This window comes from uncultured Agrococcus sp. (genome assembly GCF_945915485.1).
In the GTDB taxonomy this organism is placed as follows: Bacteria; Actinomycetota; Actinomycetes; order Actinomycetales; family Microbacteriaceae; genus Agrococcus.
The window spans coordinates 80,091-93,269 of sequence record NZ_CAMEFJ010000003.1; the positions used below are offsets into that span (position 1 = coordinate 80,091).

Genomic DNA, 13,179 nt, shown 5'->3' on the forward strand with positions numbered 1-13,179 from the left:
GAACACTCAGGTAGCGCGACAGGAGCGACCATCATGAGCGACAAGCCCACGAACAGCACCGAGGACGCCGGGCTCAGCCGACGCACGCTCGGTGTTCCCTCGATCACGCTCATGATCATTGCGGCATCCGCTCCTCTCACGGTCGTCGCAGGGGGCGTCACGACGTCGTTCGCCGTGACGGGATCACTCGGTGTTCCGCTCGGATTCCTGCTGATCGCGATCATCCTCACCCTGTTCGCCGTCGGCTACACGGCCATGAGTCGCTACGTCACCAACGCCGGCGCCTTCTACGCGTACGTAGCTCGCGGCATCGGTCGCCCGGCCGGTGTCGGTGGGTCCCTCGTAGCGCTCATCGCGTACAACGCCATGCAGATCGGCATCTACGGGCTCTTCGGATTCCAGCTTTCGTTGTTCCTCGAAGCGAAATTGGGATTCGCATCGCCTTGGTGGCTGTGGGTCGTCCTCTGCATCATCGTCGTAGGCGTGCTCGGCGTGAACCGCGTAGACCTCTCGGCAAAAGTACTCGGAACACTGGTCGCGCTCGAGTTCGCCGTGGTGATCGTCTTCGACATCTTCGCCTTCAATGCGTCACCGGAAGGTGCCTCGACTGCCGCGCTCAACCCCGCCGCGCTGTTCGGGCCCGCCCTCGGCCTGATCCTGGTGTTCGGCGTCGCAGCATTCATGGGCTTCGAGAGCGGCGCGATCTACAGCGAAGAAGCCAAGGATCCGAAGCGCACCGTTCCACGGGCGACCTACGCTGCCGTCATTATCATCGGCCTGTTCTACGCCTTCAGCGCCTGGGCATTCTCCGTCGGCATCGGTCCTTCGCAAATCGTGGAGGCATCCCGAGAAGCCGGCCCCGATCTCATGTTCATCTTCATGACCGACCGCACGAGCGTGCTGATCGCCGACATCATGACGCTACTGTTCGTCGGCAGCCTCTTCGCGGCGCTGCAGGCGTTTCACAATGCCGTCGCTCGGTACTTCTACTCGCTCGGGCGCGAGGGAGTCATGCCACGGGTATTCGCACGTACATCGAAGGCGGGTGCGCCGTGGGTCGGATCGGTCGCGCAGTCGTCGCTCGCTCTCGTCGTCGTTGCCGGGTTCGCGCTCGCCGGTGACGTTTTCGGCGGTGCTGACGCGCTCGACGCCCCGGACTTCCTGTTCCCCGTTCTTACGATGTTCACGTGGCTGACCAATACCGGTGCGGCGGGCCTTGTTCTGCTCATGGGGATTTCCGCGTTCGCGGTGTTCGGCTTCTTCCGCCGCGACAATCAGGGGTTGAGCCCTTGGACCACGATCGTGGCACCTTTGCTCTCCGGCGTGCTGCTGATCGTCATGTTCGTGCTCATTCTGGGGAACTTCCAGTTGATGCTCGACCAGGAGGAGCCCGACGTCACGACGTTCGTCTTGCCCGGGCTGATCATCCTGGGGCTGATCGTCGGCATTGTCTGGGGGTTCGTCCTCCGCGCGAAGAAGCCTGCCCTCTACCAGCAGATTGGAAGGGGAAATCCGCTGTAGGCGGATTTCATACTGGGCAGGGAGCGAGAAGCAACGAACAGCTGAAAACACCCAATCCAAACCACCGTAGGTCTATTTCATAGCGTGAAAACTTCTCGGTCGCCTGGCGATGGGAGCGCCTCCTCACGGCGTGTCATCGCCCAGCGACCGAGAAGTTGGCAAAAAGCCCGGCCGTAGCAGAGCGTGTTGCCCGCTCTAGAGGTCGTCAGCCGATCGGGGGATGTGCGCCACCCACTCTCGGCGGATGCTTGGAGCATGAATACCGCTATTGAGGTGCATGGTCTCACGAAACGCTACGGGGGCAGCCCTGTCGTTGACGACGTTACGTTCTCGATCGAGCAGGGAGAGACGTTCGCCCTGCTCGGGCCGAACGGCGCCGGCAAATCGACCACGGTGGAGACGCTCGAGGGATACAGAAAACCGACCGTAGGGACCGTCCGGGTGCTCGGAACAGATCCACTCAAGGCGGGCCTGGAATGGCGCAGCCGCGTCGGCGTTGTCGCGCAGTCGCTCGGTGCCGACACCACACTCACCGCGCGCGAACTTCTCACGCACGCGGAGCGGGTGTTCCCGAACGCACGGAGGGCCGACGACGTCCTGTCACAGCTAGGGCTCTTGAAACACGCCAGAAAACGGATCGGTCAGCTCTCCGGTGGTCAGAAGCGACGCGTCGATCTTGCGCTGGGCATAATCGGACGCCCTGAGGTGCTGTTCCTCGACGAGCCCACGACCGGCCTGGACCCGGAAGTGCGGCGACAGATGTGGGACATCGTTCGCGAACTGTCGGAGCACGGCACAACCGTGCTGCTGACGACGCACTATCTGGATGAGGCGGAACAGCTTGCCGATCGAGCCGGCGTCATCATCGCAGGCAAGGTCGTTGCGCTCGATTCGATTGCCAACATCGGCGGCGCGGATGCCCGGATGCCGGTCGTGCGCTGGCGGGATGGCGACCGGAACCGCGAAGAACGAATCGAGCATCCCACCGAATTCGTCACGACCCTCTCTCGCAAGCACAGCGGCGAGATCCCCGGGCTGGAGATCATCCGTCCAACGCTCGAAGACATCTATCTCGGCATGCTCCGTGCCCATGGCACGGAGTCGACTCGCGAGGAGGCGGACGCATGACCGCACCGACAATCGACATCGCTCGCGCCGCGCCCATCAGCGGTCTCCCGGCAGGGCACACGATCCGTGTCGGCATCGACCGCATCCGGCTCGAGCTGCTGGAGTATGCGCGCCGCACGGACAATATGGTGTTCACCTTCGCGTTCCCCATCCTGCTGTTGTTCGTGTTCGCGAGCGCCTTCGGCAACATGGACCCGATCGTGACGCCGGACGGAGAGATCTCGGCCGGCGCGCTCATGCTGCCCGCGATGGTCTCGAGCGGCGTACTGCTCTCCGGTACGCAGAATCTCGGGATCGGCGTTGCAATCGAGAAGTGGGACGGGACGCTCCGACGGCTCTCGGCGATGCCGATACCCGTCACGAGCTACTTCATCGGCAAGTTCGGGCAGGTGCTCATCACGTCCCTCGTACAGACGATGGCGCTGCTCGCGGTCGGTGTTTTCGTGTTCGGCTTCGATCTTCCGCAGACCGCTGCTCAGTGGGGCGTGTTCGCCTGGGCGTACGCGCTGGGCCTAATCTGCTGCGCGATGCTCGGACTCGTTCTCGCGCAACTACCGCGGTCCGTGAATGCGGCCTCCGCCGTCGTGATCCCGATCGTGCTGGTGATCCAGTTCATCTCCGGCATCTACTTGACGATCACGATGCTGCCGGACTGGCTGATCCAGATTGCCAGCATCTTCCCCATCGCCTGGCTCGCGCATGCCATGCGGTTCGCCTTCCTGCCGGAGGCCGCGCGTTTCGTCGAGCTCGATCATGAATGGAATCTCGGGATGGCCGTCGGCATGCTCGCGATCTGGACGGTTGTCGGCGTCATCGTCGCAGCCATCACGTTCCGTTGGGTGAAGCGCAGCTGAGCCCATCGATACGAGACACGGTGGCGGGATGCACGAGAGACTAGCCACATGAACGCGACAGCAACTCAAGCGCACACGGATACGCGAGTGGGCAGCACGAAGCGGGTCGATGACGGCAGTACGATCTGGCACGTCGTCGTGCTGGTGCTGGCACCCGCAACGAGCGCGGTCGCCGTCTGGAACTTCGCGACGACCGTGCCGGAGCAGCCGCTGCGTGTGGTCGACTGGGTGCAGAGCGCCGCAGGGATCGCGCTGCCGTTGCTGATCGTCGGTGCATGGCTCCTCGCACGGCCGCGCATCGATCGCACCGCCGTGCACACTGCACTCATGGCTTTCGCGACGCTCTGCGCGTTCGGAATGACCTGGTCGGACCCGGGGCTCACGGGCGCGTTGAGCTTCATAATGCCTTTGACGTGGCTGGCCTCGCCGGACGCCAAGCGCGCAATCATCTGGACGACCACGATCATGGTTTCCGCTGCCGCAGGGCTGTTAGCGGGCGGCGTCTTCGACCCGATGTCCGTGGTGTTCACTGCCGTATTCATCATTGCCCTGAGCTGCGGGATCGGTCTTTCGATTCAGAAACTGGAACAGCAGGTGCACGTGCGGCAGCGATTACTCGAGGAACTGCAGCAGAGTCAGGATGAAGTTGCTCTGCTGAGTGCTGAGACTGCGGCCACGAAAGAGCGCGCTGCCGTCCTGCGGGACGTGCACGATGCGGTAACGCAGAACCTCACGGCGATTGTGATGCAGTCTCGCGTGCCGTCGCCGGACCCGCTGCTGATCGAGGACCTCGCCGAAGAGGCACTCGAGGAGACACGCGCACTGCTGTTGAAAGCGACACCTCGGCAGCTCGAGGAGGGCGTCGCGACCGCGATCACGCGTCTCGCCGGCCGCTTCGAGCGGGAAACCGGCGTTGCTGTCGAATTGGATGTTCGCGGCGTCGGGCAGGATCTGGAGTCCGAGATCGTGTTGCTGCGAGTCGCACAGGAGGCCCTGGCCAATGTCCGGAAGCACTCCCGAGCGAGGAACGTACGGATCTCGCTGCACGCAACATCCGACGAGTGCGTCCTGCGCATTGCAGACGACGGTGTTGGTTGCGACACCGAACGCACTGCCCGTGGGAACGGACTGCGGGGGATCAGCGATCGCGTTGCGGAATGCGCAGGGGAGTTCACTCTCGATGGCACCGACGGCACGGCGCTCACTGTGATCCTGCCGATGAGGGGGTCATCGTGATCCAGCAGCTTCGAGTCGTCGTCGCGGACGACCATCCTGTCATTCTCGGCGGCCTCGTCGCGATGCTGGAGGGCGAATCGAGCATCCGCGTCGTGGCGACAGCGGCAGACGGTGCGACGCTCGTGCGCCGTGTTCGAGAACACGCACCCGACGCCGTCGTGACAGATTTACGGATGCCCGGTACGAGTGGCGCAAACGCTATTCGACAGATCGGTCGCCTCCCCGACGCACCCGGAGTGCTCGTCCTGACTACGTACGACTCCCCCGGGGATGTCCTGTCGGCATTCGAAGCGGGCGCGAGCGGATACCTGCTCAAGGCCGCCCAGCCCCGCGAGATCCTCTCGGCCGTGCACGCCGTCGCACGCGGCGAACGAGCGGTTTCGCCCGGTGTCGCGAAGCGACTCGCGGAAACGGACGACTACCAAGCGCTGACCGCCCGTGAGCTTCAGGTACTGCAACTCATGCGCTCCGGCGGCACGAACGCCGCGATCGGCGCAGAACTCGGCATCGGCGCCGCCACGGTGAAAACGTATGTGCAGCGCATTTTCGACAAACTCAAGGTACGAGACCGCACGAGCGCGGTCGCTGAGGGGATTCGTCAGGGTCTCCTGCTCTGACCCGATCGTCGATGAGAATATTGACCCCGCGACCTCACCCCCATGGATAAAGGCCGCGGGGCCAGACTCAGACCCTCAGAAGAGAGCCCGGCGGCGGCGCAGCGTCCCAGTAGCCGGGCCGCCGTTGAGATCATTATGATCACGCTCCGCTGAAAGAGACCCGAGTTGAGCCAAGTATTCAGCTATGAACCTCACCCCTCCCTGAGAGAGGTGGAGCGTCGGTACCAAAACGTATCGAGCGGATGACCTTACAGTTCGAGGGCGACCAGCACCGGCTCGTTCACGAGATACACACCGAAGGCGTTTTCGACTCTTGCCTGCACGAAGCGAGCGAGTTCGGCTATCTCTTCTCCCGTCGCACCACCGGTGTTCGTGATCGCGAGCGTGTGCTTCGACGAGATCGCCGCGCGAGAGTGGCCCAGCGAGAATCCACGGCCGATACCCGCGTTCTCGATCAGCCATGCTGCGCTCAGCTTGACGGTTTCGACACGCTCTCCCGAATCGAGAGTGACGGGATCCGCGGCGAATCGGGGGGCTGATTCCGGGAAATCTCTCGCGAACTTGGTCGACACGATCGGGTTGGTGAAGAATGACCCCGCGGATACGGAATCCGGGTCCTCCGACAGCACCATGCCCTTCGATGCTCGAAGCTGCAGCACCGCCTCCCGCACCTCGGTGAGCGGACGGCGGTCGCCCAGTTCGGCATCCAGCGCGCCCGCAAGCTGCTCATAGGCAATTGGCTGCGACTCTGGGCTCTCGGCCAATCGCAGTTCAACGGCGAGCACAAGGCCCCGCAGTTCACGCCCTTTGATCTTGCTGTAGCGGTATGCGAGCCCCAATTCGTCACGTTCAAGGCGTCTTGTCTGCAGTGTCTCCGCGTCGAAGAAGTCGATCGCGACGAGCACGGAGGCGAGCTCCTGCCCGTAGGCACCGATGTTCTGAATCGGAGCGGCTCCCACGGACCCGGGGATGCCCGACATCGCCTCTATGCCCGACCAGCCGTTATCGACGGCTACTGCGACGAGCGAGTCCCAGTCTTCGCCGGCCTGCACGCGCAGCGTTACTGCACCGTCATCGTCGGATCGAGTCTCGATGCCTCGCGTGCGCATCAGGAGCGCGGAGCCGGAATAGCCTTCGTCGCTGGCAACCGTGTTGCTGCCGCCTCCGAGCACGACGAACTCCTCGTCACTCCGGATGAGCCGCTCGTAGGCTTCCTTCGCTTCGGTCGCTGTCGTTGCTTCGATTGCGTCGGCGATGCTGCCACCGACCCGCATCGTCGTGAGTTCGGAGAACTTCATGCGACGCTGACGACGACTTGCGCTTTCGCGAGCACGGCCCTGCCGTCAACCGTGACCTGCAGATCGATTCGCCAGGTGCCATCACCGAGGTCCTTCGCCGCAGTCGCCGCAACGTGCAGATCGGCACCGGCTTCCGCATCCACGACGACGGGGCGCGTGAATCGCACGCGGTAGTCGACGATGCGGCTCGGGTCGCCGAAGTGGTCGATGACGGGCTGGACGGCGGCCCCCATCGTGAGCATTCCGTGCGCGAGGACGCCGGGCAGGCCGACCTGTTCGGCGATGTCGTCACGGTAATGAATGGAGTTGAAGTCGCCTGAGGCACCCGCATAGCGCACGAGCGAGTCTCGAGTGAAGTGCACATCACGTTCGGCGATCAGCTCGCCCTCAGTGAGTTCGAAAGTCATTCGTCGCCTCCCACCACGAGTGTCGCGTACGAAGTGGCGACGAGGACGCCTGCCGCGTCAAGAATGTCGGCCTCGGTGCTGACCATGGCGTTGCCGCCGAGCGGCCGTACGGTTGCGACTCTGAACTTCACGGTGAGCTCGTCCCCCGCGAGAATGGGGCGCACGATGTTGAACCGCTGGTCACCGTGTACGACCCTGTGCAGTTCGATGCCTGCGGAGTCATCGGCAAGGAGCTGGTCGAGGCCCCGCTGCTGCACGACGATCGTGAACGTCGGCGGCGCGACGAGATCGTCGTAGCCCGCTGCTGTCGCGGCGTCGACATTGAAGTGGACGGGGTTCGACGCTTGCACCGCCCCCGCGAACTCGCGAATCTTTTCGCGCCCAACAAGGTACGGCTCCGTTGGCGGGTACTCTTTGCCCGCCAGCTCTGTGTTCACACTCACGGCATCCAGTCTAGGCGGTGACCGGTCACAGAGTTCGGTTCAGGGGATCCTGTTCCCAGGTCAGCAGCTTGGCGCGCCTGGTCTGTATCTTTCGGAACCAGAACACGAACGCGATGTTCAACAACACATAGCCGAGCAGCACGTAGGCGATCATCTCGTTGCCGTCGGCGAAGAACCACACCGCGAGGCCAAGGAGAATCGCGTCGGCCACCAGGAAAGCAAGGGTCATAATGTTGATGACGCGGGCTCGCTCCGGCGGGATCCGCACATTGCGGAGGTCCTGTTCGGTCGGCTGGCGGCTGCTGTCCTGGTCGTAAACGGGATCGGTCACTGTGGTTCCTTACTCGTTGCTGCGCCAGCTACGCCGGCGGGGCACGGTCGCCTAGACCTGAGGATAACGCACAGGAACCCGCCGCGACGCCCCCAAATCTGGGTACACGAATTCCCAATCGACACTTTCCTCTTCCCGCTCCCCTTCTCGCGCTGTGCCCTTTCTCGGGCAATACGCGCAGGCAAGACAAGTGGATGACTTCTCGTATAGACCGAGAAAAGGAACGGGAATCGGCGTGAACCAATAGGCCCGCTCACGAGACGCTGGCGACGCCCCGAGGCTTCGTACTGCTGGCTGACGACCCTAGTAACCTCGCGCGGGGTTTACGACACCGGCTAGGTCCGCTCCTCGGTGACGACGGGCGATGTTGTCGACGAAACGGTCTCCGAGCAGTTGCGTGACCTGCTCAACCGTATCCGCGGTGTGCGGTGTGATCAGGGCACGCGGTTCGCTCCACAGCGGATGGCCGTCCGGAAGCGGCTCCGGATCGGTAACATCGAGGCCCGCTCCAGCGATTTCCTGATCCGCGAGCGCCGCAACCAGCGCGTCGGTGTCGATAACGGGGCCACGAGAGATGTTGACGACGACGGCCGACTTCGGCAGTGCTCGCAGCGCCTCCGCGTTCACGATCGCTCGTGTTTCGTCATTCAGCGCAGACGCCAGGAACAGCACATCCGTCGTGGGCAGCAACGACGCGAACTCCCCGGTCTGCACCGTGCGGTCGGCGCCCGGAACAGCGGCCGGTGCGTGCCGGACGGCAGTGATCTCACAGCCGAAGGGAGCGATGAGTCGCGCATACTCCTCGGCGATGCCGCCGCCTCCCAGAATCGTGACGCGCTTGCCGTAGAGCATTTCACCGGTCTGCACGGAATCCCACTCGGATGCCCGAGCACGCCGATGCAGATCGTTCAGGAGCGCAAGGGTCAGCGCGAGTCCGTGCTGGGCTACCGGCTTCGAGTACGCGCCTTTCGCGCTGGCGAAGGCGATGTCCGTGCGCTCGCGAATGATGTGCAGGAACTTGTCGACACCTGCCAGCGGCAGCTGTACCCACTCGATCGTGTTGTGCTCGGCAAGCAGCTCCTCCAGGTGCTGGATACCCGTGAACGGCGGTACGAAGACGCCCGTCGGGTTGTCACCGTCTCCGGCGATCGTTGCTCCTGCTTCCTTCGCGAGCTGCGCGAAGTGTTCATCGTGCGGGCGAATAGCGATGATCTCGCTCACGGTGCCTCCTGGCGGGCGTAGCCCGGCGTCGTGACCTAAAGGGATGCTTCCACGCTACCCGCCCGCAGGCACAGTCGAGGGCAACCCGTAACAATTCGTACCGGGCACCGCGAAACTCAGGCCCCGACGACTCCCGCCAAGCGGTCGATGGATGCGCGCAGATTCGCCTCGGTGGTCGCTCGAGCTCGCCACAATCGCGTCTCGTCCTGCAGTTCGGTCCAGTCGTAGGTGTGCGTCACGAGTGTTCCGTCATCGGTCGGCTCAAGCTCCCATCGCCATAGGTGCCCGAGCGGCTCGGCGCCTTCCGGCGCCGGCAACCACGCGATACGGCGACCCGCTTCGAACTCCACGACGTGGTTGTCGCGCACTTGCCCCATCGTGAGCGTCACAGTGAATACGTCGCCGACGGCGCGGACGCGCTGCCCTTCTTCCGCTGCCAGGAGGTTCTCATTGCCATCCCATGCCGGCTGCAGAGCGGGGTCGGCGATCCACTCGAACAGGGTCTCGGCGGTTGCCGCGATCACTGTGCTGGCTGAAACTAATCGATGTTCGGCCATAGCCGTCCTCTTCCTCGGTGTCTCACCAGCGTAGCGAGGAGCGCCCGGGCGCTCTTCACCTGCCGGGAGGCTGCTGGCTCGGCGGGTGGTCGGGCTGCGCAAACCGCTCTTGGCGTGGGTCACGATACTGATACGGGTCATCGTCTCCCCCGTGGTGGTGGAATCTTTCGCGGTGGAATCTTTCGCGGTGGAATCTCTCGTCGGACTGCGTCACGTGCCTCGTCCCCTGCCGTTTGAACACGCGGATGTCATCGCCCCATATCGTGTCGATCGTGCCTCCGCCCGCCGAGAACAGGCTCGCAAGCAACAAGACGACGAGCGCGGGGAGGAACACAACGCCCCAGTAGCGCATCCAGCCTCGGAATCCGCCGACGTGCCTGCCGTCGCGGGTACGCCGCGACTTGCAACCGGTGAGCAACTGGCCAACGCCAGCACCCCAACCGTAAAGCAGGCCCAGCAGCATGGACGTCACGGCGAGGCTCGCTGCTCCGAATCCCGTTCCGACCGCGACCGCATCGGATGGGATGGCCTGCGTCGAGCCGCAGACCGCCGCAACCGTCGCACTCAGTATCAGCGCGATCGCGGCATCGATGATGCGCGCACACCAACGCTGCAGGGCACTCGCGGGCGAATACATGACGCCCCGGTACGCGATGCTCTGCCTGCCCGTATTGTCTTTCACAGGGGCGAGACTAGGTCATGAGCATGTGGCTTTACTGAAGAGCGTCTGCGCAGTCGGCATCCCGACGAGGACCGTCAGTGATGACTCCTGTGCCGATTGGCGCGAATGAGCTTCAACAGCAGCCACAGTGCGATCAGGACCAGAACTGCTGCAACACCGAACCCGACGCCCGTGAAGACGGGGTCGCCATTCACGACTCCGAACACTCCCGTGCTGAGAAACAGGATGAACGGGATGCCGAACCCCAGATACAGCAGTGAAACGCTTGTTTCCGATTTCGGCGAATTATCGTCCTCAGCCTCGGGATCAGCGGCGACGCGGGAAGCCACGCCTTCTGGATCCTCGGGTTGGGCGATCGCACGCTCATCTTCGTGATCATTACGCATGGTCATCGTCAAGCACCTCCTTGCGTCACCACGCTAACAAGACGGCACGATGGGGAAGAAGGGGTTGACAACCGCGACAGATAAGGAAGAATCCCCGCTCTCACGGGATTCCCTTCGATGTATTCCTCGCTGACGCTCGTCAACAAACTCAATCACTTGTATTCCGCACTGCGTTCGTCAGCAAGTTCAATCGCTTGTATTCCTCGCGCCTACGCGCTCGTCAACAAATTCAATCGGCTCGGAAGAAGAAGCAAGCTTCTTCTTCACTCACCTCAATCATTGTGATCCTCGCTGACGCTCGTCAACAAGCTCAATCGGCTCGGAAAAGGATGCAAGCACCCTTTTCGCTCGCCTCAATCGCTTGTAGCGAGGGCGGGGCTCGAACCCGCGACCTCACGATTATGAGTTCTGCGGGCGCGTTGTGGTTGTGCAGGACGAAGCGGTAAAGGTCGCGGCGGCGGACGCGCTTTTAGAGTCGGTCTGTGTGAACCCGTTTGATGTGGACGGTGACGGGTCGGTGTTCGTGCGATGTAATAGCCGGCTGGCCTCGAAGTGCCCGAGTTGTTCGAGGCTTTTTCAGAATGATTGGGCGGCGATTGCTCGTAGTGGTGTTTTTGACGAGGACGGGGAACCGCTGACGGGCTATTCGTGGGCGCTGGTGACGTTGACGGCTCCATCGTTCGGGAAGACGCACCGGGTGCCGCATCGGCTTTCTGATCGTCGGCAGCGGTGCGCGTGTGGGGGTGTGCATGAGTTCGGGTCGGAGCTTGCGGGTGAACCGGTCGATCCACTCGGGTATGACTTCGCTGGCACGTTGCTGTTTAATCAAACGCTTGGTCGGCTCTGGAATAACACGGTTACCAGGTGGCGGCGTGCGTTTGGTAAAGAGTTCCAGTATTTCGCCGTGACGGAGGCGCAGAAGCGCGGGGTGATGCATAAGCATGTGTTGGTGCGGTATCCGCGAGGGTCGATTATTGGCCAGGAGTTCTTAGCGGTCGCATCTCAGGCGTATACGGCGGCGTGGACGGGTGAGATTCTGCGGTGGGGTGTGCAGTCGGATGTGCAGGTGTTGGACGCGGTGGCAGATCCCGACGAGGCGGCGAGAACAGCCCGGTACTTGGTGAAGATGACTGCATATGCGGTGAAGTCTGTTGAGGCGGCAACGGGGCAGGTCTCGAACGCTGCGGAGCGTCTGCTGTGGTTCGCTGCGCATGAGTATCGGTGTTCAGCGGAGTGTGACCGGCCAGACGGTGGCCGGGAGTGTCAGCATCCGATACATGCCGATCTGGTGGGGTCTGAGCGGGTGCTGTCGCAGTCCAAACAGTGGTCAGTCACCGGCGCTACTCGTACCGGCTTACGGGAAGAACGGCGGGCGTTTGCTGCGGCAATGCAAGAAGAACGCGGGGACGAACCGGCCACGTCGAAACCGGACGGTATGACGGCTGCTGAGCTATACATGAGCGGCATCATTCGCCAGCAGTGGCAAACCGTGGCAAAGCAACGCCAGGCGTTGCTGCGGCAGCAGTGGGAGAGGCTGCAAGAGGAAGCGAACCAACGCGGTGAACATGAGCCGTGGGAGCAGGAACGATTACGGCTGTAGTCGTGGCGGGAATAGCACGTTACGTATTGGCCTTGTTGTGTTGCTCGATCTCGGTGCACTCGGGGCATATATCGGCAAAATCGTCGGTGACGTAACCGCTTGGCGGGTCATTGGGGAACACGGTCAGGGTCACACCGCATAGAGCGTAGGGGTGGCGCTGATCCATGTCCGGAAACACCTCACAGAGCAGGTTTGCGGCGTGCTCGTCATCGTTAATGATGTGCATGAAGCGGTCGCGGTGTGCAAAATCGTTCCAGGCACGGGGTTTTACGAGGGTGGTTGCGTTCGTGGTGGTGTCAGTGGTCATGTCATGGCCTTTCGTTGGTGCGAGTGGCGGCGGTGCGAGAACGACGCAGTCGCAGCGCAGCACCGCCGACGCTCGCGGCGGCGGAGCCGCCTTGATGTTGTACCTCTCTCCACCGCAACGGCAACGGCTTAGACGCTTGTTGATTCGTCGGTAAAGAAGCGTTGGTTCGCTTTCCACTTGCTGAGGGTGCTCAAGCTCACGCCCAGCGGTACGCCGACCTGACGAAGAGTGAAGCCGTTCCGAAGCGCGAGCTCAGCTAACGCGCGCTCGATGTGTAGAAGTTCGGTGCGAGTCTCCTTGAGCTGCACCAAGGTTCGCTTAATGCGCATCTCCTCATCGAGTCGTTGCAGCTCCGAAGAAGCTACCGTGTCAGCCGATGGGCTAGTGCCTGCATCTGCGAGCTTCTGAGCGATGGTACTGAGCGCTTCAGCCAGTTGTTCGATGGTCGGGTTTGAGTGTTCGGGCACGAACGTGGGCGGCTCCGCGCTCGACTTAGTTCGTCCCTGAGATGTGTTGCTTGTCATGGCAGCGAGTCTACATCTCTAGTAATGCAAAAACGAGTGCATGAGAACAGATGTGTTCGACGTTAGT

16 protein-coding genes are annotated in these 13,179 nt (G+C 62.6%); 6 read left to right on the forward strand and 10 right to left on the reverse strand.

Features of this window, described 5'->3' with window-relative positions; all coding sequences use genetic code 11:
• Positions 1 to 33: 33 nt before the first annotated feature.
• The 5 genes from Q0O95_RS01390 (at position 34) to Q0O95_RS01410 (ending at position 5,356) form a co-directional block, all read left to right on the forward strand.
• Positions 34 to 1,521, forward strand: coding sequence for an APC family permease (locus tag Q0O95_RS01390; protein ID WP_293694591.1), 1,488 nt, complete (start codon positions 34 to 36; stop codon positions 1,519 to 1,521).
• 255 nt (positions 1,522 to 1,776) lie between these two features.
• Positions 1,777 to 2,649, forward strand: a complete 873-nt coding sequence (locus Q0O95_RS01395) for an ABC transporter ATP-binding protein (RefSeq protein ID WP_293694593.1) — start codon at positions 1,777 to 1,779, stop codon at positions 2,647 to 2,649.
• Positions 2,646 to 3,503, forward strand: coding sequence for an ABC transporter permease (locus tag Q0O95_RS01400; RefSeq protein WP_293694594.1), 858 nt, complete (start codon positions 2,646 to 2,648; stop codon positions 3,501 to 3,503). Before Q0O95_RS01395 ends, Q0O95_RS01400 begins: the two co-directional genes overlap by 4 nt.
• 48 nt (positions 3,504 to 3,551) lie before the next feature.
• Positions 3,552 to 4,739 (forward strand): ATP-binding protein, encoded by a 1,188-nt coding sequence (locus tag Q0O95_RS01405; RefSeq protein WP_293694596.1) that lies wholly within the window; start codon positions 3,552 to 3,554, stop codon positions 4,737 to 4,739.
• Entirely contained in the window at positions 4,736 to 5,356 is a 621-nt protein-coding gene (locus Q0O95_RS01410; protein ID WP_293694598.1) for a response regulator transcription factor, read from the forward strand. The genes Q0O95_RS01405 and Q0O95_RS01410 overlap by 4 nt, the downstream gene beginning before the upstream one ends.
• 248 nt (positions 5,357 to 5,604) lie before the next feature.
• On the opposite strand, the gene Q0O95_RS01415 is transcribed toward Q0O95_RS01410, so the two are convergent.
• The 8 genes from Q0O95_RS01415 to Q0O95_RS01450 form a co-directional block, all read right to left on the reverse strand.
• On the reverse strand, positions 5,605 to 6,654 hold the full coding sequence (locus tag Q0O95_RS01415; RefSeq protein ID WP_293694600.1) for a UDP-N-acetylmuramate dehydrogenase: 1,050 nt from the start codon (positions 6,652 to 6,654) through the stop codon (positions 5,605 to 5,607).
• Positions 6,651 to 7,061 (reverse strand): MaoC/PaaZ C-terminal domain-containing protein, encoded by a 411-nt coding sequence (locus tag Q0O95_RS01420; RefSeq protein WP_293694602.1) that lies wholly within the window; start codon positions 7,059 to 7,061, stop codon positions 6,651 to 6,653. The genes Q0O95_RS01415 and Q0O95_RS01420 overlap by 4 nt, the downstream gene beginning before the upstream one ends.
• A complete protein-coding gene (locus Q0O95_RS01425) occupies positions 7,058 to 7,504 on the reverse strand; it encodes a MaoC family dehydratase N-terminal domain-containing protein (RefSeq protein ID WP_293694604.1) in 447 nt (148 codons plus the stop codon). Before Q0O95_RS01425 ends, Q0O95_RS01420 begins: the two co-directional genes overlap by 4 nt.
• A 25-nt stretch (positions 7,505 to 7,529) precedes the next feature.
• Positions 7,530 to 7,835 (reverse strand): hypothetical protein, encoded by a 306-nt coding sequence (locus tag Q0O95_RS01430; protein ID WP_293694606.1) that lies wholly within the window; start codon positions 7,833 to 7,835, stop codon positions 7,530 to 7,532.
• Positions 7,836 to 8,138: 303 nt separating this feature from the next.
• Positions 8,139 to 9,056 carry a D-isomer specific 2-hydroxyacid dehydrogenase family protein gene (locus Q0O95_RS01435; RefSeq protein WP_293694617.1) on the reverse strand — a complete coding sequence of 306 codons (918 nt, stop codon included), beginning with the start codon at positions 9,054 to 9,056 and terminating at the stop codon, positions 8,139 to 8,141.
• A gap of 116 nt (positions 9,057 to 9,172) precedes the next feature.
• Entirely contained in the window at positions 9,173 to 9,613 is a 441-nt protein-coding gene (locus Q0O95_RS01440) for an SRPBCC family protein (RefSeq protein ID WP_293694618.1), read from the reverse strand.
• A 55-nt stretch (positions 9,614 to 9,668) separates the two neighbouring features.
• A complete protein-coding gene (locus tag Q0O95_RS01445) occupies positions 9,669 to 10,295 on the reverse strand; it encodes an RDD family protein (RefSeq protein ID WP_293694620.1) in 627 nt (208 codons plus the stop codon).
• A 74-nt stretch (positions 10,296 to 10,369) separates the two neighbouring features.
• Positions 10,370 to 10,687, reverse strand: coding sequence for a hypothetical protein (locus Q0O95_RS01450; protein ID WP_293694622.1), 318 nt, complete (start codon positions 10,685 to 10,687; stop codon positions 10,370 to 10,372).
• 415 nt (positions 10,688 to 11,102) lie between these two features.
• Here Q0O95_RS01450 and Q0O95_RS01455 point away from each other — a divergent pair, with 415 nt between their 5' ends.
• Positions 11,103 to 12,281 carry a replication initiator gene (locus tag Q0O95_RS01455; protein ID WP_293694624.1) on the forward strand — a complete coding sequence of 393 codons (1,179 nt, stop codon included), beginning with the start codon at positions 11,103 to 11,105 and terminating at the stop codon, positions 12,279 to 12,281.
• Between the two features lie 19 nt (positions 12,282 to 12,300).
• On the opposite strand, the gene Q0O95_RS01460 is transcribed toward Q0O95_RS01455, so the two are convergent.
• Positions 12,301 to 12,588, reverse strand: coding sequence for a hypothetical protein (locus Q0O95_RS01460; RefSeq protein WP_293694625.1), 288 nt, complete (start codon positions 12,586 to 12,588; stop codon positions 12,301 to 12,303).
• Positions 12,589 to 12,716: 128 nt separating this feature from the next.
• Positions 12,717 to 13,112 (reverse strand): hypothetical protein, encoded by a 396-nt coding sequence (locus Q0O95_RS01465; protein ID WP_293694627.1) that lies wholly within the window; start codon positions 13,110 to 13,112, stop codon positions 12,717 to 12,719.
• Positions 13,113 to 13,179: the final 67 nt, after the last annotated feature.

Coding starts and splice junctions, on each gene's coding strand:
- Q0O95_RS01450 (WP_293694622.1), bottom strand. CDS start 10,687: ATGACCATGCGTAATGATCACGAAGATGAGCGTGCGATCGCCCAACCC.
- Q0O95_RS01460 (WP_293694625.1), bottom strand. CDS start 12,588: ATGACCACTGACACCACCACGAACGCAACCACCCTCGTAAAACCCCGT.
- Q0O95_RS01465 (WP_293694627.1), bottom strand. CDS start 13,112: ATGACAAGCAACACATCTCAGGGACGAACTAAGTCGAGCGCGGAGCCG.
- Q0O95_RS01390 (WP_293694591.1), top strand. CDS start 34: ATGAGCGACAAGCCCACGAACAGCACCGAGGACGCCGGGCTCAGCCGA.
- Q0O95_RS01415 (WP_293694600.1), bottom strand. CDS start 6,654: ATGAAGTTCTCCGAACTCACGACGATGCGGGTCGGTGGCAGCATCGCC.
- Q0O95_RS01420 (WP_293694602.1), bottom strand. CDS start 7,061: ATGACTTTCGAACTCACTGAGGGCGAGCTGATCGCCGAACGTGATGTG.
- Q0O95_RS01440 (WP_293694618.1), bottom strand. CDS start 9,613: ATGGCCGAACATCGATTAGTTTCAGCCAGCACAGTGATCGCGGCAACC.
- Q0O95_RS01400 (WP_293694594.1), top strand. CDS start 2,646: ATGACCGCACCGACAATCGACATCGCTCGCGCCGCGCCCATCAGCGGT.
- Q0O95_RS01405 (WP_293694596.1), top strand. CDS start 3,552: ATGAACGCGACAGCAACTCAAGCGCACACGGATACGCGAGTGGGCAGC.
- Q0O95_RS01395 (WP_293694593.1), top strand. CDS start 1,777: ATGAATACCGCTATTGAGGTGCATGGTCTCACGAAACGCTACGGGGGC.